This is a genomic window from Ruegeria sp. ABF4_144 (genome assembly GCF_056160045.1).
In genome coordinates, this window is sequence record NZ_JBSWWK010000002.1 from 358,364 (window position 1) to 379,458 (window position 21,095).

9 protein-coding genes are annotated in these 21,095 nt (G+C 61.3%); all 9 read right to left on the reverse strand.

The window, feature by feature from the left end:
- Positions 1 to 2 precede the first annotated feature (2 nt).
- The 9 genes from ACXAGD_RS19950 to ACXAGD_RS19990 all read right to left on the reverse strand — a co-directional run bounded on the left by ACXAGD_RS19950 (position 3) and on the right by ACXAGD_RS19990 (position 21,095).
- A complete protein-coding gene (locus tag ACXAGD_RS19950) occupies positions 3 to 13,316 on the reverse strand; it encodes a hypothetical protein (RefSeq protein ID WP_475213275.1) in 13,314 nt (4,437 codons plus the stop codon).
- Positions 13,317 to 13,650: 334 nt separating this feature from the next.
- Complete coding sequence (locus ACXAGD_RS19955) at positions 13,651 to 15,270, reverse strand: FGGY-family carbohydrate kinase (RefSeq protein WP_475213277.1); 1,620 nt, start codon at positions 15,268 to 15,270, stop codon at positions 13,651 to 13,653.
- Positions 15,267 to 15,992 carry an SDR family oxidoreductase gene (locus tag ACXAGD_RS19960; protein WP_475213279.1) on the reverse strand — a complete coding sequence of 242 codons (726 nt, stop codon included), beginning with the start codon at positions 15,990 to 15,992 and terminating at the stop codon, positions 15,267 to 15,269. Before ACXAGD_RS19960 ends, ACXAGD_RS19955 begins: the two co-directional genes overlap by 4 nt.
- The gene (locus tag ACXAGD_RS19965) at positions 15,985 to 16,818 is read right to left on the reverse strand and encodes a TIM barrel protein (protein ID WP_475213281.1); all 834 of its coding nucleotides are present in this window, start codon (positions 16,816 to 16,818) and stop codon (positions 15,985 to 15,987) included. Before ACXAGD_RS19965 ends, ACXAGD_RS19960 begins: the two co-directional genes overlap by 8 nt.
- A gap of 32 nt (positions 16,819 to 16,850) precedes the next feature.
- Entirely contained in the window at positions 16,851 to 17,618 is a 768-nt protein-coding gene (locus ACXAGD_RS19970) for an SDR family NAD(P)-dependent oxidoreductase (protein WP_475213283.1), read from the reverse strand.
- A gap of 3 nt (positions 17,619 to 17,621) precedes the next feature.
- Positions 17,622 to 18,188 carry an SIS domain-containing protein gene (locus ACXAGD_RS19975; protein ID WP_475213285.1) on the reverse strand — a complete coding sequence of 189 codons (567 nt, stop codon included), beginning with the start codon at positions 18,186 to 18,188 and terminating at the stop codon, positions 17,622 to 17,624.
- Positions 18,185 to 19,228: an NAD(P)-dependent alcohol dehydrogenase gene (locus tag ACXAGD_RS19980; protein ID WP_475213287.1), complete on the reverse strand. Its 1,044-nt coding sequence runs from the start codon at positions 19,226 to 19,228 to the stop codon at positions 18,185 to 18,187. The genes ACXAGD_RS19975 and ACXAGD_RS19980 overlap by 4 nt, the downstream gene beginning before the upstream one ends.
- Positions 19,229 to 19,240: 12 nt before the next feature.
- The gene (locus ACXAGD_RS19985) at positions 19,241 to 20,212 is read right to left on the reverse strand and encodes a sugar-binding transcriptional regulator (RefSeq protein WP_475213290.1); all 972 of its coding nucleotides are present in this window, start codon (positions 20,210 to 20,212) and stop codon (positions 19,241 to 19,243) included.
- A 64-nt stretch (positions 20,213 to 20,276) separates the two neighbouring features.
- Positions 20,277 to 21,095, reverse strand: a complete 819-nt coding sequence (locus ACXAGD_RS19990) for a carbohydrate ABC transporter permease (protein ID WP_475213292.1) — start codon at positions 21,093 to 21,095, stop codon at positions 20,277 to 20,279.

The window sequence follows — 21,095 nt, forward strand, 5'->3', positions numbered from 1 at the left end:
GATTAGAATTGTAGTCCGAGGCCAAGGCCGACCTGAAGTGCTTCGGTCGAGTCTCCGAACATATGGTCAATGCTCAGGTTGATAAAGCTGCTGTCGTCCAGTGCGAACAGCCCCAGCCGGGCCGAGACCAGACCATGTGTATCGCCTATATAGCTGGTGTTCGAGAACCCACCATCGGCTGCGCTGGCCCCCGCGAAACCGGCCCTGACCGATACGGTGTCATCCGACGAGATGATGGCACCAGCCCGCAGACTTGCGCGCAGTTTCTGCGATGCGCTCAGGACCTGTTCCGTCCCGATCTCCAGCGACGGCGTCAGCGAATAGATCATCTCGCTGTCATCCTGCAGGACAATCCCCGACAGGGTTGCGTCGCCGTTGCTGTCAGTCGCCAGACGGGTTGCATCCACTGCAATCTCGGGCCGCAGGTACGAAGCGCCACCGGCGAACCTGTGATCATAGGCAAAGCTCAGGCGCAGGTTCTGGTGGTTCATCTTATGCTTGATTGAGCTGACGCCGACCGTGTCCACAACGTTTCCGTTCGGCAGCACGCCACTGATCCCACCGGCCCTGAGCGAGTCATAATCAGACCATCCGGCGGACAACATGGCCGCGAACTCCCACGCGCCCGTGTACTTGGTCAGCGATGCGCCCAGATTGAACCGGTCGCCGGTCGCATTGTACTGCGATCCGTTCCGCAGACTGATCTGATCATGGCCCACCGCAACCCCAACATAGAGCTCATCCCCAACCGGCATACGGACTCCGGCGGACAGGCTGGTGTTGTTGATGTCCAGCTCATCATAGATACCAATCTGGTCACGGTCATAGAACGACCGCCCTCCGGAGAACCAGACGCAGTTGCGCGGATCGTCGCCAGCTTGATAGTCGGTGAAGCGCTCGCAATTGTGCAGAGTGTCCGCGAACACCCGGGTTCCGTAATAGGCATCCACCGCATCCGAGGCGTAGTCCCCCACGGTAAGGCCGTCGATCGCGGCTATGACATCCGCCTCAGACGTCATATTCCCGATCAGAGCGAACAACTCACCTTGTGCGGCCGAACCCTGCCCACTCAGCACCTGGTTGATGTAATCGCCGACAGCCGCCTGGTTCGCGTTCATGTTGGCGGTCGAGTAATCCGGCGTGATCACCAGATCGATCGAGCTGCCATCCGAGGTCGAACCGTTCAGACCAATCGAGTAATCCAGCACCACGGTGTCTTGAATTGCCGTGCCCGCGTCCGCCGCCGTGCCATCCGGGTTGACGATGACCAATGGCAAGGCCCGCTCCAGCGTGTTCAATTGCGGCAGCAAAGTGCCCCCCATAGTGGCATCGCCGGAGACATTGATCAGATCGCTGTCACCGCCCGAAGCCCCCGAGGTCAGGAAATACACGTCAAAGACCGAACTTGCCGTGGAGCCAAAGGCCAGGCTGCCGGTCAGGCTCGTGGTCTGGCTGACATTGCCGGTAAAGACAAAGTCACTTGCCTGAACGTCTGTCATAAACTCAGTGTTCAGACCCCAGTTCGCGCCCAGAACAAAGTCACCGTTTACCTGCATCATTCCGGCTGCGCCCAGATCAATCGTATCCAGTGCATAGAAGGCGCCGCCTTCCTCGACCGTCAGCCCGTTGGTGCCCGCGCCCAGGTTGATGTTGCCAAGCGCTGCACCGGCAAGCGATATCTGGTCATTACCGTCGCTGCCATTCACCAGCTGGTTATTCCCGGCAAGCAGTACCGTGTTCTCGGACAGAGTCAGTGCGTTGTTCGTCCCGCCCTCCACAATAATTGAGGCAACAGAGTCCGCTTGCCCCGTACCGCCCATGACGACACCATCGAGGCCTAGCGTGATGGCGCCTGCCCCATCGCGCCCTTCGGATTGCGCCAGTACGCCGATGCCCCCCTCGCCGACCGACAGGATATTGCCGGCGAGCGCCATGTCGATGGCACCGCCTGATCCCGCACCACCCGCTGTTCCGCGGAAGACCGAGTCCACCATGCCGCCACCGCCGCCCAACGACTGCGCCACAACGCCAATTGCGTTTTCCCCAGTCGTGACGATGTTGCCGGTCTGGGCAAAGCCGATATCACCACCGTCGCCGCCATTGTCGGCTGACAGATCTACAGTGATGCGGCTGGCCTCCATATCGGTCGAAACAAGACCGCCGCCTCCGCCGATGCTTTGAATGACGAAACCATGCGATCCCGCGCCGCTTGTTGTCATATCACCGATATTGGCGAAATCGACATCACCACCGTCACCGGTCGAGCCGTCCTGCGCGCCTAGCATAACGTCAGCCTGTCCCAGTCCCGAGATGACGACCTCGCCACCACCCGCGCCTATACTCTGGATGCTCTGACCAAAGGACCGGTCACCGCTAGTGAACACATCACCGTCCAGCGACAGGGTCACGTCACCGGCATCATTATCAAAGCTTGGATCCGATCCAAGGATCACCGACGCGACCTTGTTCGTGTTGACCGTGCCAGAGCTGTTCAGCACCAGCTTACCACCGCCGCCGCCGATGGATTGCGCCGAGCCCGCGGAAGAGAACGCACCATCTGTGCCTACATCCCCGGTGCGGCTGCCGTTCACGTCACCGCCGCCAGCGTCGTCGGTGTCAATCGCGCCCAGACGTGCGGTGATATCTACGCCGTCGCCGTCCTGCACCTCAATGTTGGTCGCCGAGGTCCCGCCGCCGCCTCCAACACTCTGCAGCAACAACGCCGTCGATTTGTCGCTGGTCGTGGCGATATTGCCGGTGTGCGATTGCGCAACCTGACTGCCCGCCGTTCCCGAGACGTCATCTCCGCCCAGGGCGATATCGCTACTGACGACAGTCCCAGTCGCGCCACTGGCCGTGGTGGTGAAGTCGACAGAGGTATTGATATTACCACCGCCGCCGTTGACGGACTGGGCGAAGACAGCTTGGCTACCTTCGCCGTTAACCAGAATGTCCCCGGTCGAATTGACCGTCACAGTACCCACGGATCCAGTCGACCCTTCGCGCGCACCAAGCGCCTGCGAAATCGTGTAATCCAGTGCAGAAACCAGCGGAGAGGACACCGAATACCCGGCATTGCCGCCGCCGCCTCCAACGGACTGGGCGAAGATACCAAACCCGTTTGAGGCATTCACCACAATCGCACCGGTGTGGTTGACCGTAACGTCGCCACCATCCGCGCCGTCCCCTCCGGACCCGCCGATGGCGATCTTGGAATAGGATTTGCCGGTCATTGTGTTCTTGAGGTCATTCACATCCATGGCAACGGCCAGACCGCCGTTACCACCGCCACCACCGACGGATTGCGCGTAAATGCCATAGGCCCCTGCACCATCCACCCGGATGTCGCCGCTGTTGGTAACCACCACATTGCCCGCAACATTTCCACTGCCGCCCGAGCCCCCGATGTTCAACTGCGCGGTCGGAGAACTGTTGTCTCCGGTCTTGAGCCGCACCGTACCCGTGATCGAGCTGCCGCCGTTGCCGCCGCCGCCACCAATGGATTGCGCAAAGATACCGTGGGCACCGGCGCCAGTGGTCACGATGGTCCCGGCATTGGTCACCGCCACGTTGCCACCAGTTCCTCCGGTACCGCCCGAGCCACCCAGACCGAATTGCAGTGCCCGCCGTGTGCTGGCCTCGGCTCCGCCATAGCGTCCATCAACGGAAATCGTCGAGCCGCCATTGCCGCCGCCACCTCCGACGGATTGCGCAAAGATGCCGTGGCTTTCAGCGCCGGTGGTCAGGATCGTGCCGTCAGTTTCGTTGAGAACAGACACGGTACTGCCGGCCCCGCCGGTGCCGCCGGTGCCGCCGATCAGAATGGCGTTTGTGGTCGAGCCGTCCGAAGACCGGCCAAGGACGATATTACGCACTTGCTGCGCATCGCCACCGCCGCCACCAACAGATTGTGCGTAAATACCAACGGACTTATCGCCAGTGGTCTGAATCACATCGCGGTTCGTCACGGAGACCGCAGCCGAGATCGCCCCGGAACCACCGGTACCGCCAATGGACAAGGTCGCCGTGTTACCAATTTCTTTGCGTAGGTTGATGATGCGGTTTTCTACCAAACCGCCCATGCCACCGCCGCCGCCGACAGATTGTGCAAAGATCGCATGTGCCATCATGCCGGCTGTGCTGATCGAACCATCGCTAACCACAGTCACCGTGTCAGACGTCATGCCGTCTCCGCCGGTTCCACCGATGTTGATCGATGCAGCGGTGCCAACAGTGGATGGATTGACGACAGATTTGATGGTGTCGGTGTTGGATTGCCCTGCCTGCACCATGCCGCCAGTACCGCCCGCGCCGCCAATGGATTGTGCCATGATGCCAACCGATCGATCCCCGAGCGTAGCAATCTGTGCAGTGCTATTCACATCAACTTTGCCGCCCACGCCGCCAGTACCACCAGTACCGCCAATGGACAGCGCTGCCGAAATCCCGCCGCCAGCTGAGTTGCTGGCTTTGCCGCCATTGCCGCCGCCGCCGCCAACGGATTGCGCGAACACCGCGTGGGCATCGTCGCCCTGTGTAACTACGGTCCCTGCGATAACGGATGTCACGTCACCAGCCGCGCCTCCGGTACCGCCCTCCAAACCAACCGAAAGACTGGCCTTGTTACCCTTGCTATCGCCGGTTTTAGGTGTACCAACACTGACGGAAACCGACGATGAGTTACCGCCCCCGTTTCCGATCGACTGAGCGAAGAACCCGTAAGAACGGTTGCCCGACGTGGTGATAATTCCATTCGAACTAGCTGTGACATCACCGCCGCTGCCGCCTGTACCACCAGTGCGACCGATCTGGATGTTCACATTGCCACCATCCACCGCTGTCGACGCAGAGTTGTACCCGGCGTTACCGCCACCGCCGCCAACAGACTGGGCAAAAAGACCATGAGAGTCCGCACCAGAGGTCGAGATGTTGCCCGTGTTACTTACATTGACCTCACCACCGGTTCCGCCTTCTCCGACGCCACCGCCAACTGCAATGCCAAAGCCTTTGTTCGTTGCATCCGAGGCCAATTCGTAGGTCATGCCAAGGTTCAAGGCGGCGTTGCCGCCACCGCCGCCGATGGATTGGCCAAAGACACCGTGGCTGCTGTCCTGCAGCGTGATGATATCGCCGTAGTGGTCGATATCCACGGTGCCGCCGTCCCCAGCGGTCCCGGCATCACCACCAATTGCAACCACAGCTGACACGCCGGTTTTGTTGCCCGAAGAGTCCGCCGGGTTGGTTTTGCCTTCCAACTCGTCCAGCACCTTGTTGTAATTGGCGATGACCGAGTCATCGACACCCGTATTGGTTGGCGTTTTACGATCGGTTGAATCACCGGTGCCGCCATTGCTTTTGTTGCCGGTGGTTTTGCTGATACCCACCACAGCGTTGATCCCGGCGTCACCGCCACCGCCACCAATGCTGGACGCCTCGATTCCGTGCGAGCCGACACCATCCGTCGTGATGGTCCCCGCCGCCAGCGCGGCTGTGCCGCGCGCGACGGTCACATCGCCTGCATCGCCGCCAACGCCGCCAAATCCGCCGATACCCATGGCAATGGGCGAGCTGTCCTTGGTTCCGACAAAGGTCGCATTGATCCCGCCCGTGCCGCCACCACCGCCGATGCTTTGGGCAAAGATACCGCGCGCGTGATAGCCATTGGTCGAAATAGTGCCGGTTTGCACAACCGATACATTGCCCGCATCCGCCCCGGTGCCGCCATGGCCACCCAGACCACCGACGATGCTCAGATCAGTCTTGCCGTCAGAATTGTTGGAATCGCCATAGTTCAGCTGCCCGGTCACGTTCAGCGCGCCATTGCCGCCGCCACCCGCGATGGATTGGGCCAGAACGCCATGCTTCCAGTTGCCGGCGACCGAAACAGTGCCAGCGTGATCCACAGCCACATTGCCCGAGACATTGCCGTCGCCACCAAAGCCGCCGACTCCGAAGGTCACGGACGGAATCTTGCCGTCTTTGCTCAGCGCAATACCACCCGAAACATTCAGGCCGCCATTGCCGCCGCCACCGCCGATGGACTGCGCCATAAGACCAGCCGAACCATCGGTGTCCGGTTTCTCTTCGTTGAAGACGCCCATGTCGATGAACAGACGCTCCAACCCGAAAGTCGAGGCCAGTTCCTCGGTCTCATCCACAATCGTGTCACCCAGGAAGTCGCGCAGCTTGTCCTCGAACGTGGTGGTGTTGGGGATCGAGATATCGTCCGGGTTTGTCGTGACAGTGATATCCGCCTGCGATGTGACCGTGACGTTGCCAGCCCTGCCACCGTCGCCCGCAAAACCACCGACGCCAACGATCAGAGAGCTGTCGGACACGATCCCGCCGGATACGTTCAGGCCGCCATTGCCGCCACCGCCGCCAAGCGATTGCGCCAGCAGGCCGGATTGCCCGGTGCCATGCGCCATGATCGTGCTGCCTGCGCCAATGTTCACATCGACATTGCCAGCGTCACCGCCGCCGCCGCCAAAGCCACCGACACCGACGACAACGGCATAAGACTTGCTGCTGTCTGTCTGACCCGCGCCGGGCTTACCGCTGATTGCGATACCGCCGGACACATTGGTGCCGCCATTGCCGCCGCCACCACCCAGCGATTGCGCGATAATACCGCTGGCGCCTTTGCTTTCATCCACGGCGAACGAGCCGTCGGATTGCTGCACCATCGGCACCGCCTGCAGAGCGCCGGTGTAGTCCAGATCAACATCGCTGGCGTCACCGCCCGATCCGCCAAAGCCGCCAACACCCGCCGCAACTGAGAAAATCGTATCCGACCCCGAGGGTTTGGTCAGTGCCAGAGAGCCCGAGATATTAACGCCACCGGTGCCACCGCCGCCGCCAAGGCTCTGCGCGAACAGGCCGTGTGAGCCGTCACCCGCTGTCACAACGTCGCTTTGCACATCCAGTGTCACCGCTCCGGCGTCACCGCCGCCGCCGCCAAAGCCACCAAGGCCCAAGGCAACCGCCGCGCCGGACTTACCTGTCAGGTTTACCGCGCCTGAGACATTCAGGCCACCATTACCGCCTCCACCGCCGACGGATTGCGCCATGACACCGATGCTGTCCGTGCCCGTTGTAACAACGGAACTCGTGCCGCTGCCGTCCGTCGCAGACCGCAACGTGCTGATCACATCACCCGCATTGCCCGCGCCGCCGCCGAAACCGCCAACACCCAGGCTGACCGATCCACCGTTTTGCTGGCTGATGCCAAGCGAGGCCGAGATATTGGTCCCGCCGTTTCCGCCCCCACCGCCAAGGCTCTGCGTCAAAATGGCTGTACTGTTACTGCCACTGGTGGATACACCGCCCGTGACAGTCGATTGGACCAGCGCACCGGCATCTGCACCGCCGCCGCCGAAACCGCCAACGCCGATTGCCACTGCCGCGTTGGCCGACCGGGACAGAGACAGAGCTGCCGAAATGTTCGTGCCGCCGTTGCCGCCGCCGCCGCCAAGGCTTTGTGTCAGAATCCCAACCGAGTCATCGCCCGTCGTCGTAACGTTGCCCGTCACCTGCTGCGTGACGTTGTTTGCCGCGCCGCCGTCGCCACCAAAACCACCAACACCAATACCAAGACCACCCGAATAGTTGCTGGCCACCGAAATCGCACCAGAGATATTCGTGGCGCCATTACCGCCGCCGCCACCCAGGCTTTGCGCGATGATCCCCGCCGAGCGCGAGCCCGATGTGCTGACATTGCCGTCAAAAGTATTGTCGACCACGCCACTGGTGCCGCCATCGCCGCCAAAGCCACCGACACCGATGCCCGCCGCGCCGGACCCGGTACGCGCAATGCTCAGCGCGCCCGAGATATTGACGCCACCATTGCCACCGCCACCGCCGACGGATTGAACCAGAACACCAGTTGAATTGTTGCCGCTTGTGGTAACGTCACCGGTCACAGACCCCGTGGCGGTGCTTGCGCTGCCACCATCCCCACCGGACCCGCCAATGCCAACGCCAATTGCGCCGCCACCGGTGCCCGAAATGTTCACGGCGGCCGAAACATTCAGCCCTCCGTTGCCGCCGCCGCCCGCAGCGGATTGCACCAGAATACCGCCCGAGTTGTCGCCCGCCGTGGTGACATTGCCCACAACCGTGCCGGTCGCCGTGTTCGCGTTACCACCGTTGCCGCCGCTGCCACCTAGCCCGACGGACGCTCCACCGCTGCCTTTGCCGGCAACCGTCACCGTGGCTGAAACATTCATGCCACCATTGCCACCGCCGCCGCCGAGGCTCTGCACGACAACACCGCCGGACTCGTTGCCTTGGGTCGATACATTACCATCCAGCGTGGCTTCAACTACCCCGCCATTGCCACCAGTGCCGGATGCGCCGCCCAAACCAACCGACGCGCCACCCGCGCCGGTGCCCGCCGCGGCAACCGCGACCGAGATATTCATGCCACCGTTACCACCGCCGCCACCGACAGACTGCGCCAGCAGACCGGTTGAGGTGTCGTCCAGCGTCACAAGGTCGCCAGTGACATCCGCAGTAACTGCCGACGCGCTGCCGCCACCGGTTCCACGACCGCCCAGCCCAACAGCTGCCGCACCCGAGCCTGTGCCCGCACCGCCTACCGATGCTGAAACGTTGAAGCCACCATTGCCGCCACCACCACCAATGGATTGTGCAACGACCGCGCTGGATTGCACGCCTTCTGTCCTCACACTATTGGCGACGGTCAGATCAACGACACCGCCTGTGCCGCCACTGCCACCGGACCCGCCGAGGCCCACTGTGATCGCGCCCGAGCCTGTTCCAGCCGCCGCAAGCGATGGCGAGACGTTGAACCCACCGTTACCGCCGCCGCCACCAACGGATTGCGCCAGAATGCCAACCGAGGCATCGCCCTTGGTCACCACGTTTGCCGTGGTGCTGGCGGTGACCAGACTGCCATTGCCGCCGCTATCGCCTGAACCGCCCAGCCCGACCGAGACTGCGCCCGCGCCGGTTCCTGCGCCTGACACGGTCGGCGAGACGTTGAAGCCTCCATTACCACCGCCGCCGCCGAGGGACTGCGCAACAAAGCCGCTTGAGGCGAAACCATCGGTCAGGATGGTTCCGTTCGAGGTCAGCGTGACGTTACCGCCATTGCCGCCGGTGTCTCCCGAACCGCCAAGCCCGACGCTGACGGCGCCGCTGGCCGTACCCGCACCTGACAGAACCGGGGCCACGTTGAAACCACCGTTGCCGCCGCCGCCACCGATGGACTGCGCCACAACGCCTGAGGAGCTGTCGCCGCGGGTTTCAACCGCGTTATTTGATGTAGCGATGACGGTGTTGCCGTTGCCACCGCCGCCTCCGTTGCCACCAAGGCCAACCGAAACGCCACCCCCGGCCGTACCCGATCCCTGAACCGATGCGCTGACGTTGAAGCCGCCGTTGCCGCCGCCGCCACCAATGGATTGCGCCAGGAAGGCAGTGGCCGAGTCGCCCTGAGTCAGGATCGTTCCATTCGAGGTCAGTGTGACCTCGCCGCCATTGCCGCCCCCTGAACCGGTGCCTCCCAGCCCAACGCTAACTGCGCCGCTGGCCGTGCCTGCGCCTGCCCCAGTGCCTGAAACGTTGAAGCCGCCGTTGCCACCACCGCCACCGATGGATTGGGCGACCACGCCCGAGGAACGATCCCCAGCCGTCACAATTGAATTCGTTGTCGTCAGATTGACTGTTCCGCCCGTCGCGCCGGTACCACCGTCGCCGCCAAGACCGACCGATACCGCGCCACTGGCAACACCCGCGCCCGCAACCGAAGCGCTGACGTTAAAGCCGCCATTGCCACCGCCGCCGCCAACCGATTGTGCCAGAACGGCGGTCGCATCCGCGCCGCCCGTGCGGACGGCTCCTGTGACACGTCCGGTTACGGACTTGCCGATACCACCGCCCGAGCCGCCGCCGCCGAGACCGACCGTGACTGCTCCGCCGCCCGCACCGGCCCCAGCAATCCCCGCCGTGACATTAAAGCCGCCGTTACCACCGCCGCCACCGATGGACTGAAACACCACGCCGCTGGAACCGTCGGACAGCGTTGTGACATTGCCCGCAACCTGACCCTCGACGACGCCACCGTCGCCGCCAGTGGCACCATCGCCCCCAAGGCCAACGCCGATCGAACCTGCACCGGCACCCGCAGCAGCGACACCTGCGGTGACATTGAAGCCACCATTGCCGCCTCCACCACCGATGGATTGAACCACGACGCCCGTCGACCGCGCGCCCTCGGTCCGGACATCGCCATTAACCCGAACGCCGGTTACAGTGCCACCAATACCGCCACTGCCGCCATCTCCGCCAAGGCCAACATCAACTGTCCCGGCCCCTGCACCTCCGGCTGCCAGGCCAGCGGCGACACTAAAGCCGCCATTGCCGCCGCCGCCGCCAATAGACTGCACGACGACTGCACCAGAATCGTCCCCGCGCGTCGTGACATCCGCATCGACTTGCGCCGTAACGGTCCCGCCTGCACCGCCGCCGCCAGCCTTGCCGCCAAGGCCGACGCTGACCGATCCGGCCGCGGCACCGCCTATATCTGCGCTGGCGCCAACGGCATATCCACCGTTGCCACCGCCGCCACCGACGGATTGCGCCACGACCCCGCTGGAAAACGCGCCACTCGTTTGAATGGTGTTACCACCTGCAATCAGAGTGACATTGCCGCCGGTTCCGGCACCGCCGCCATCTCCGCCGACGCTGACATTGATACCGACCGCGGCCCCGCCGCTTGCGCTGATCCCGGCGGCGATGCTGCCGCCGCCATTGCCACCGCCGCCGCCAACCGATTGTGCGATAATCGCGCTGGAGCTTGTTCCCGTCGTGGTGACATCCGCTTTGGTATAGACCCGCACCAGACCGCCGTTACCGGCACTGCCCGCCTGCCCTCCAATTCCCACTGAGACATTGCCGGAAAACAGCGCCGAGGCACCACCGGTCGCAGCCACGGCCAGACCGCCATTACCACCTCCGCCACCAACGGACTGGAACAACATACCGGTCGAGCGGTTGCCAGTTGTCACGACCGTGCCCTCGAAACCCGCGGCAGTTGCTACACCGCTGCTGTTGAATTGGCCGACCGTGACCGGCCCACCAGTGCCGCCCGAGCTGCCGCTACCACCAACGCCCACGGCCAGCGAACCGGACACCGGGCCACCTGACGCGGCCACCGACACGGCATACCCACCGTTGCCGCCGCCACCGCCAACAGATTGAAGCATAACGCCAATCGCATCGTCTCCACCTGTTTGAACCGAGGCTGAACCACTGCCGCTGAGCGTGACCGCCCCACCGTTGCCGCCACTGCCTGCCTTGCCGCCAACGGATACCGACGCCGCACCAAAGGCTCCGACCGCGACCGAAACCGCGCCGCCGCCGTTGCCGCCACCGCCGCCAACGGACTGCGCGAATACACCGGTCGACCGGTCTCCCGAAGTCTGAATTGCCGAAGGCTGGCTGCTGTCTGTGTTCGAAAGCGTCACGTTGACATTGCCACCCGCTCCGCCAGCGCCGCCATCACCGCCGATGGCCACTCCTACAAAGGCTCCGACCGATCCGGACGAGCCACCATTGCCGCCACCGCCGCCAATGGATTGGGCTAGGATGCCCATCGCATCATCTCCGGATGTGGTGATGATCCCATCATTCACTATGGTCACGGTCGAACCGCTGCCGCCACCACTGCCTTTGCCTCCGACAGACACCATCCCGCCTGAAGAGCCGCCATCACCGCCGCCGCCGCCGATGGACTGCGCGATGACACCGCGGGCGCCCTCTCCGCCGGTTACGATGCGCCCATAGTTGCTGACGCTAACTGCTGCACCTGTGCCGCCTTTGGACCCGGTGCCGCCAACGGCAACCAGACCGAAGGAGTTTGCACCCGTTCCGCCACTGCCGCCAATGGATTGGGCCATGACACCATCCGCGCCTGTGCCGGAGGTCAGGATACTGCCGCTGCCTTGCACCGTGACGCTGACATCATCACCACTGCCACCGTTCGAACCGACACCGCCCAATGACAAAGAGACCAAACCGCCCGCAGTACCACCGGAACCACCGCCGCCGCCGACGGACTGGGCTACAATCCCGCGCGAGAAGTTGCCCTGTGTTTCAATTGCTCCGCCGTGCGAAACGGTGACCTGCCCGCCATTGCCGCCGTTATCTGCGCCACCGATCAACGACACCAGCAGGTTGCCGCTGGTGCCCGCTGACCCGCCCGAGCCTCCGATGGACTGGGCATAAATTCCGTTCGCAAAATCGCCGGTTGTCAGGATGCTGCCGGTTGACGTCGTGTTGACTGTCACTGTTCCGCCGCTGCCGCCGAAACCGCCATCGCCAGAGGATCCCACCAACCCCCATTGGGATCCGCCATTGCCCCCATTGTTCGATACACTCAGGGCATAGATGCCATCTGCCGAGTCACCCGATGTAGAAATCTCACCCCGTTGGGTGACGGTTACGTTGCCGCCGTCAGCAGAATGCCCGCCGGTTCCGCCGCCCGGTGCCGCAAAGCCGCTGCCCCCGTTCCCCGCCTTACCGCTGCGGCTGAATGCGAAGATACCGTCATTATTGTCGCCCGATGTTTGGATCGTGCTGCTAGTAGCCTGCGTCGCATTAACTGTGCCGCCCTTGCCACCATCTCCGCCATCGCGCCCGTCCCAGAAACTCAGGTACGAGTCCCCGCCACTGCCGCCATTTCCACCTACGCTGCCGACTTGCCAGCCAATATTGCTGGTGGCATTGACGTCGCTTGTCAGGGTTTTTGTCTGAGTTGGACCGTTGGACCCGTTCCCACCTGAGCTTGGCGGTACAACCAGCGCGCCATCACGACCGTTGCTGCCGTTCTGCCCGTAAACCACCTGGTTCACACCATTGGGTCCCGAGACATCATCGGGCGGGGTTACTGTACCCGGAGTACCCGAACTGTTGAAGTTGCTGTTGTACTGGGAAAGGGTCAGTTGCGTGGACAAACTGGCCGTGCCAGTCGCCCCGGAATTGCTGATTTGAGCTGTCGTTCCCGTTATGGAAACGATATTAAAGGCCAGTGGGGGATTGTCTGTATTGTAGATAATATCGCCCGCATCCTTGACCAGAAAAACATAGCCATCGGCGGTTTCGACAAAAGCCGTTGTTCCTGCTGTTGGGGTCGAGGCCGGGTCCACAATAAGCGCACTGACGGTTGTATCCAGACCGGTTACAGGGTTTGTAACGGTGTCACCGACTTTCGAGGCGGATGTGGGCGCGGCCAGCAACGGTGTTGAAATCAAAACATAAAACGAGACCGCCAACAGCAGATTTGATTTCATTGTCACCCTTTAACCCCGCAACCTATCCGGTCAAAACACTTGTCAGCAGGATACGATTTCGAAATGCAGCACCTTGCAATTCGACGTAACCCCATCACCATTTCGGACAGACTATGCGCAAGCTTAAGGAGATTAGTTTCTATATTTTCTCCCGTTAACAGTTTCGTAACCATTATTGCTGAAATGCAACATTTCAGATGCAGCATTAGTCTCAAGCTGATATTTCACACCCAGCTCACGCTTTTAATTGCTCGCTAAAGTTGTGTCGCAATCTGAGAATGGCACCTGCCGCCAGCGGGGTATCTACACCTTGAAAATCAATTCGAGACGTTTGCTAAAGAACTGCAAGTGCAGCCCGCGTATGGCGTTCTATCTTCTGATGCGCGGTAAACGCGTCGTAACGGGCATTGTGAAACTCTGCGATAACGCCGGACTTCGGGAAAATACGCATTTGCACTGAAGACATCGCGCCCATTGCGCTCGCCAAGGAGTCCACCGACTTACTTGCGACTGCGCCCAGCATCGCTGCCCCCAGCAAGACCGGCTCTGGCGAACATGTTGAGAGAACAGGGAACCCACTTGCGTCAGCGAGAAGCTGTTTGATCGTCGTGCTTTCGCCAGCCCCGCCACTTATAGCAACAGATTTCGGACAGACGCCGTGCGCCGCCTGTACCTCCATGATCTGACGCAGGCCGTACCCCACCCCAAGAACCGCTGCGACATAAGTGGCAACCAGGTCCGAAAGATCCGTCGCCAATGTAAGGCCCACAACAATGCCTGTTGCTTCTGGATCAGCATAGGGCGCCCGGTTACCGAGGAAGTCCGGCACGATCACACGGGCACCAGCAAGTCTAACCGCATCACTGGGGTCGGGCACGCGCCGCTCGACCTCGCGCAGCAGATAAGTCTGCAGCGACATCCCCTCGTCCTGCGCCTGCGCCGAGGCATCAACACTTGCTGGATGGGTTGAAATGAGATGAGCGATGGCCTCACCCGCTGCGGACTGGCCGCCTTCGGACAACCACATGCCTGGCACCATGGCCGAGTAGTACGGCCCCCACACGCCCGGAACCTTATGTGCGCTGGTCGACGTGGACATAGTGCAAGCCGAGGTTCCGAATACATACGCCATCGTCGCCTCGGGCCCCGCGTCGGGGTCAGCGCCCACCGTGCCGATGCCACCTGCATGGGCGTCAATCAGCCCGGCCCCGACCGGAGTACCCGCATTCAGACCCATGCATTTTGCGGCCTTAGCCGTCAGTCCCTGCGCCAGCGCCGTTCCGGGGGCCACAATCTGCTGACCGATCCGGGCAAACCCTTCGGAAGGTAGTTCAGGCAGGCCGATCTGCTGAAAATAGCTCTCATCCCAGCGGCCTTCATGGGCAAGGTAGGTCCATTTGCAAGTCACGGTACAGGCAGAGCGCTCTAGTGATCCGGTCGCCGCCCATGTCAGATAATCCGGCAGATCAAAGAACTGACCGGCAGAGCGGAACGCTTCTGGCATATTCTCTTTAATCCACAACAGCTTGGGCGTCTGCATCTCGGGCGAAATCCGGCCGCCCACATAGTCCAGAACGGCGTGCCCCATCGCGTTAATGCGTTCAGCCTGGTCTTTAGCGCGATGATCCATCCAGACGATCACATTGCGCGCGGCCTCACCGGATGCGCTGATGCTGAGCGGGCGCATTTCACTGTCCAGCACCACCATCGAACAGGCGGCGTCAAACCCGATCCCAATGACGTCTTCGGCACCAATGCCGGCATCCGCAACCGCACTGCGCACGCAGGCGCAGACGGCCTGCCAGATATCGTCCGAGGATTGCTCGGCAACATCCCCGGCGTCGCGCCACATCTGAATGTCCTGCTTTCGACTCGCCAGCAAAGTGCCGGCCTTATCAAACACGCCGGCACGCGCGCTGCCGGTTCCAACATCCACACCGACGAAACAGCTCATAGGTCCACCGCGTTTGGTAGGATGACAAGATCGCGGATGGTGACATTCGCAGGTCGGGTCAGCATGAAGACGACACAATCCGCGACCTCTTTGGGTTGCATCAGGCTCCCTTCGGCAAGGGCCTGTTCCATCTTTGCTTTTGGCCAGTCATCCAACAGGGCGGTAACCACAGGGCCGGGCAACACGGCGCCGACCCTTACACCATGTTTGGACATCTGTCGCCGCACGGAATGGGTAAAGGCCTGCACCGCGTGCTTTGAAGCGGTGTAGATCGGCTCCCACACAACAGGAATGACGCCCGCGATAGAACTGGTGAGGATCACATCTCCCGATCCCTGCTTCGTAAGATGCGGCAGAACTGCCTGGACAGACCGGAAGGCAGCGTTGATATTGAGGTTCAGTACTCGATCCCAGGCGTCCGGGTCCCCTTCCAGAACGTCGCCTCCGATATAGGCTCCGGCATTGGCGTGGAAAGCATCCAGACGGCCAGTTTTCTCGATAATTTGGGGCAACATCCGAGAGACACTCTCGGGGTCCAGCAGGTCGGTTACAACCGGAACCGCAGCCTCACCCAGATTGGCGCAAACCGAGGCCAATGCGGCCTCGTCCCGGTCGACCAGAGCCACTCTGGCACCGGCAACTACGCACTCTTCGGCGCACGCTAGCCCTATGCCCGATGCAGCGCCCGTGATGGCCACCACTTTGCCCGTTAGATCAGCCACTGTACCGTCTCCCTTCGACTAGACCGTATTGTGCCGCTTTCCCTCGCAGAAATGGCAGGCCCTGACCGATGACCTCATCCGAGCTGTCAGCAACAGGACGCCAGACGGACAGGCCATGTGCGATCTCAGGTGGCATGTTGATGAAGCTTTCCATTGCCAGACCACCGTCAAACCCAATCGCTGCGAGGGTGGCGAAAATCTCATCCCAGTCGCAAGTTCCCGCCCCCGGAGCGCCCCGGTCAGATTCCGACAGATGGATGTATCGCAGGTGATCACGACCCTGCAGGATGCCATTGCCCGCGCCTTTTTCCTCGATATTCATGTGATAGGTGTCGAGATGCAAAAACATGTTTTCCGCCCCGATCCGTTCGATCATCGCAACGCCCTGCGCGGCCGTGTTGATCAAATGCGTCTCATAGCGGTTAACCGGTTCGATGCCAAAGCTCAGACCCGCCGCGCGCGCAACACGCGCCGCCGCTTCAAGAGCGCGGGCCACGTTGTCCAGCTCGGCCTTGGTGGGCGGCAGGCCGCTGCGTTCACCAATGCCTCCATACGTCACCCCGGTCAGGGCCTCGGCCCCCAGACCGGCCGCCTTCTCAATCGCAAGCGTCAGAAACTCGACCGCGCCTTCGGGGTTCCTTGACGCCCAGACCGGTTCCGGCAAGCCCAGTGAACACACGGCGGGCAGTTGGGCGTCGCGAAGTAATCGCCGCCCAAGAGCCGCGTCTGTCGAGGCCGGATCAAGTAGTGCTATCTCGATGAAATCCATCCCACAGCCGTTTGCTGCCGCGATGGCCCGTGCCGCACCTTCCGCATCCCAGGACATGGTCCACATGCTGGTATGAACGCCAAATCCCTTCATATGCTGGAATACCCCCCTTCGATCATCATGATGGACCCGTTCACCAGATCGGACGCAGGTGAGGCCAGATACAAAGCCATATCGGCGACCTCGACCGGCTCACCAAACCGCCCCAAGGGCGTGCGTGCGATGAACGGGTCTTTCTTGTCTGGGGCGGACCAAAGCTCTTTGCCCATGTCCGTCAGCACCACAGTGGGGCAGATGGCATTGACCTGCACGTTAAAGGGCGCGGCCTCGGTCATCAGCGACTTTGTCAGGGCGTTCAAACCGCCTTTGGAGGTGGCATAAGCCGCGTGATCGGCCAGAGCAATAACACCTGTTTGGGATGAGATATTGATAATCTTACCCTGTCTTCGCTCCATCATGCCCGGCAGGACAGCGCGGGACAGGATGAACGGCGCGGTCAGGTTTACCGCCATCGTCCGCTGCCAATCTTTCAGATCGTAATCCACCACCGGGCCGGTCAGGGCAATTCCAGCAGAGTTCACCAGAATGTCGATCTGCCCAAACGCATCGATCGCAGCGGCTGCCACTGAAACCGTTTCTTCCGCATCCGCCAGATCGCCGGTAACAGCCCGGTATTGTCGTCCGAACGCTTCGACACGCGCACCCAAAGCGGCCAGGCGAACTGAATCGCGTCCATGCGCTGCGATATCCGCGCCGGCCTCGGCGAAAACCTCGGCAATCGCTGTTCCAATCCCTGAAGACGCGCCAGTAATCAGCGCTTTCTTCCCGTCGAGGCTGAACCGGCTTTGCAAAGACATGCTCTATTCCAGATTTGTGTGATTGGCGCGCATGGCCTCGGGTGACACACCCAATCTGTCTCGCAGATCCAGCACGAGCAGTTCGAAGAACAAAAACATGAGCGCCTCATAGAGCGAACCCATCGGCAGGATCGAAGTTGCGTCGCTGCCCTGATCCGCCGCCATGGTCTGCGCGGGAAGGTGAATGGTCAGATCAACGGAACTGGGAACAGCACCCTCGGGTTCCGCCGTGATGCAAACAACCTTGGCCCCCGCATTGCTCGCGACTTGAACCAGCGCGGCCACGGTTGAAAAATGCCCCGGTCCCGCACTGACGAACAGGACATCCCCTGCCCCAACCGGAGGCGCGGTCATGTCGCCCACCACATGAGCATCACATCCCAGATGAAAAAGCCGCATCGCCAGCGCTTTCATCATCAACCCTTCGCGGCCCACGCCGTAGCACAAGATGCGTCTAGCATCGGCAAAAGCTTGTGAAAGCGGCGCGATCTGCGTCAGAACCTGCCCGGACAAACCGGGTCGCAGCTCTGACAGAAGCTGGTCCGCCAGCCTGTCCAGTGCGTTTGTCATGACTGGACCAGCTTGATCTGGATTTTGACATCCGTTGGCCGGGCCTCGACGGCGCGGTCAAAGGCTTCGACGCTGTTGTCGAAATCGAACGTCTCGGAAATCAACGGCTTGAGGTCCACTTTGCCCGATCCCAGCAGCGCAATGGCCCGGTCGTACATGTTGGCATAGCGGAACACTGTCTCCATCCGGATTTCCTTGGACTGGGCCAAAACGATATCCACCGGCACCGGATCAACCGGCATGCCTACCCAGACTACACAACCCGCAGGGGCCACCGCGTCGAGCGCGGTCTGGATTGAGGCCGCCGCACCCGCGCATTCAAACACCACATCCGCGCCCCAGCCTTCGGTCGCTTCGCGCAAAACGGCGGACGGATCATCGCGACCGATCAGGATAGGCTCGATATTGTCGTATCGCGCAGCAACCGATAGCTTTTCTTCAACCAGATCAGAGATATAGACCTTGGCGCAGCCTCCTGCCAACGCTGCTAAAGCCACCATGATCCCAATCGGGCCTGCACCTGTGACCAAAGCCACGTCACCCGGTTTAATCTGGGCTTTGGTGGCAGCCTGCATCCCTATCGCAAAGGGTTCAACCATTGCCCCTTCGGCAAAGCTGATATGGTCAGGCAGACGATAAGTGAACGCCGCAGGGTGCACGACCGAGGGGGTCAGGCAACCGTGCACCGGCGGAGTGGCCCAAAACTGGACAGACGGGTCCACATTGTAGACACCCAGCTTTGCGGCCTTGGATCTGGTGTTTGGGATACCGGGCTCCATACAGACACGATCACCGACCGTCAGACCAGTCACGTCTGCGCCGACCTCGGTGATCACACCCGCTGCTTCGTGCCCCAGCACCATGGGCGCATTGACGACGAAGGGTCCGATCTTGCCATGGAGGTAGTAGTGCACATCACTGCCACAGACCCCGACCGTATCTATCGCGATGCGGACATCCTCGGGGCCCAAGGTCTCGGCCAGCTCGATCTCGCGCAGCGCAAGGCTGCGGGCTTTTTCCAGAACCAGAGCTTTGGCCATCCTACACCTCTCTTATGTTTTTCTGGTTTCAAGCAAAGCGGCTGCCGTGTTCTCATCGGTAACAAGAGTGTCGACAAATCCACGCTTCAGGGCCGCAGCAATGATCGGCGTCTTGTGCAGGCCACCGGCGGCTAGAATAACATTGTCGATCTCGGCCATCTCATCCAGCGACAGCCCGATGACGCATTGGTTCAACGGATGCTCAATCAGATCACCATCCGCGTTCAGGATATGTCCGGTGATATCGCCCACCCCGCCTTTGGCGATCAGATCTGCCGGATCAACCCCGTTGGGCAAGGCGTCACGCACCAGCAAGGAGCTTTCCAGATCGCCCGTCGCCAGCGCAATCGCACCGCATGAACGTATCTTTTCCAGCATATCCCGGATCACGTCCTGTTCCATGAACAGCGCTTGGCTTTTCGGGCTGCCCGCATAAAGCGGCGCGGTGAAAAAGCTGTGTTCGGCATTGCAAAGATCGGCGAGCCGCGTGGTGATCTCATAACCGTTCACGTCCGATCCGCGCGAGACACCGCCCATGATCGACACAATCTCTAGATCAGGGCGGTCTAACGGCTGCATATGCCGCGTCGCAAGGTTCAGGGTATTGCCCCAGGACATGCCAAAATGCGTCAGATTGGGGTCACTCAACACTTCGCCCAGATGCGCGCCTAGCCCTGCGGCAACCAACGGGGTCACCGACACCCGGTCTTCGGGCGAAGGCACCACAACCGCTCGGGTAAGGCCGAATTGCCGTTCCAGCTCCCATTCCAGTTGCGCCGCGGCCGCAAAGACAGAATCCACACTTACCCGCAGAATACCCCGGCGCCGCGCTTCGCTGAGGGCTTTGTTGACACGCAACCGCGTGGTGCCGAACCGCTCGGCCGCATCTGCCTGTGTCATGCCCTCGACCTCGCAGGCCCAGCACAGACGCACCAGCAGCTGTTCTTCCGGGTCGATCTGATCGAGTTTGATATAGCGTGACATAGATTTCCTTTCCTTTTCGTTTCGTTCTACCGCAACACGAAGGGAAAGGGAGTGGTTGACGGTTTCATTTCACAGCTCCCATCGTCAGGCCACGCACCAGTTGCTTGGAGGCGATTAATGCGAAGATCAGAACCGGGATCACGATCAGGGTCGATGTGGCCATGATCTTACCGTAGGGAAGGTTGTACCCTTCCATGAAGGACACGGCCATTGCGGGGGCCGTTTTGGCCTCGGTCCGGGTCAGGATCAGGCCGAACATCAGCTCGTTCCATGAGAAGATGAAAGAAAAGATGGCCGAGACCGCAACCCCCGGCATGGCCAGTGGAAGGCAAATCTTGCGCATGATGGTGAACTGCGAAGCGCCTTCCAGTCGCGCGGCCTCGTCCAGATCATAAGGGATGCCGCGGAACTGATCCGTCACGATCCAGATGACGATCGGCAGATTGAAGGTCAGGTAAATCAGGATCAGCGTGATGTGCTTGTCGAGCAAGGACAGGTTTCTGGCGATCAGAAAGAACGGCAGCGCCAGAACGATGGGGGAAACCATCCGGTTGGTGATGAACCAGAACCACAAGTCCTTCTTGCCCCGGAACTCGAACCGGGCCAGCGCGAAAGCAGCAGGCACTCCCAGAACCAGCGCTAGCAAAGTTGTCGAGATCGCGATGATCAAAGAGTTAATCAGCGTCCGCAGCACACCGTCGTCAAACAGTGCTTCACGATAGTTGGCCAGCGTCGGCTCGAATACCCAGACCGGAGGCGACTCGAGCGCAACCACCTGAGTTTTCAGTGAGGTCGTGACCATCCAATAGAACGGAAAGACACAGACCAGAATGATCACGGCCAGCAAGGCGATCTGGGACCAGTATGAACGGGTAGTCGTCAT

What these genes read in the sequence shown, in the direction of transcription:
- ACXAGD_RS19950 (WP_475213275.1), bottom strand. Translation starts at nt 13,316, where the DNA reads ATGAAATCAAATCTGCTGTTGGCGGTCTCGTTTTATGTTTTGATTTCA.
- ACXAGD_RS19955 (WP_475213277.1), bottom strand. Translation starts at nt 15,270, where the DNA reads ATGAGCTGTTTCGTCGGTGTGGATGTTGGAACCGGCAGCGCGCGTGCC.
- ACXAGD_RS19965 (WP_475213281.1), bottom strand. Translation starts at nt 16,818, where the DNA reads ATGTCCTGGGATGCGGAAGGTGCGGCACGGGCCATCGCGGCAGCAAAC.
- ACXAGD_RS19970 (WP_475213283.1), bottom strand. Translation starts at nt 17,618, where the DNA reads ATGTCTTTGCAAAGCCGGTTCAGCCTCGACGGGAAGAAAGCGCTGATT.
- ACXAGD_RS19975 (WP_475213285.1), bottom strand. Translation starts at nt 18,188, where the DNA reads ATGACAAACGCACTGGACAGGCTGGCGGACCAGCTTCTGTCAGAGCTG.
- ACXAGD_RS19980 (WP_475213287.1), bottom strand. Translation starts at nt 19,228, where the DNA reads ATGGCCAAAGCTCTGGTTCTGGAAAAAGCCCGCAGCCTTGCGCTGCGC.
- ACXAGD_RS19985 (WP_475213290.1), bottom strand. Translation starts at nt 20,212, where the DNA reads ATGTCACGCTATATCAAACTCGATCAGATCGACCCGGAAGAACAGCTG.
- ACXAGD_RS19990 (WP_475213292.1), bottom strand. Translation starts at nt 21,095, where the DNA reads ATGACGACTACCCGTTCATACTGGTCCCAGATCGCCTTGCTGGCCGTG.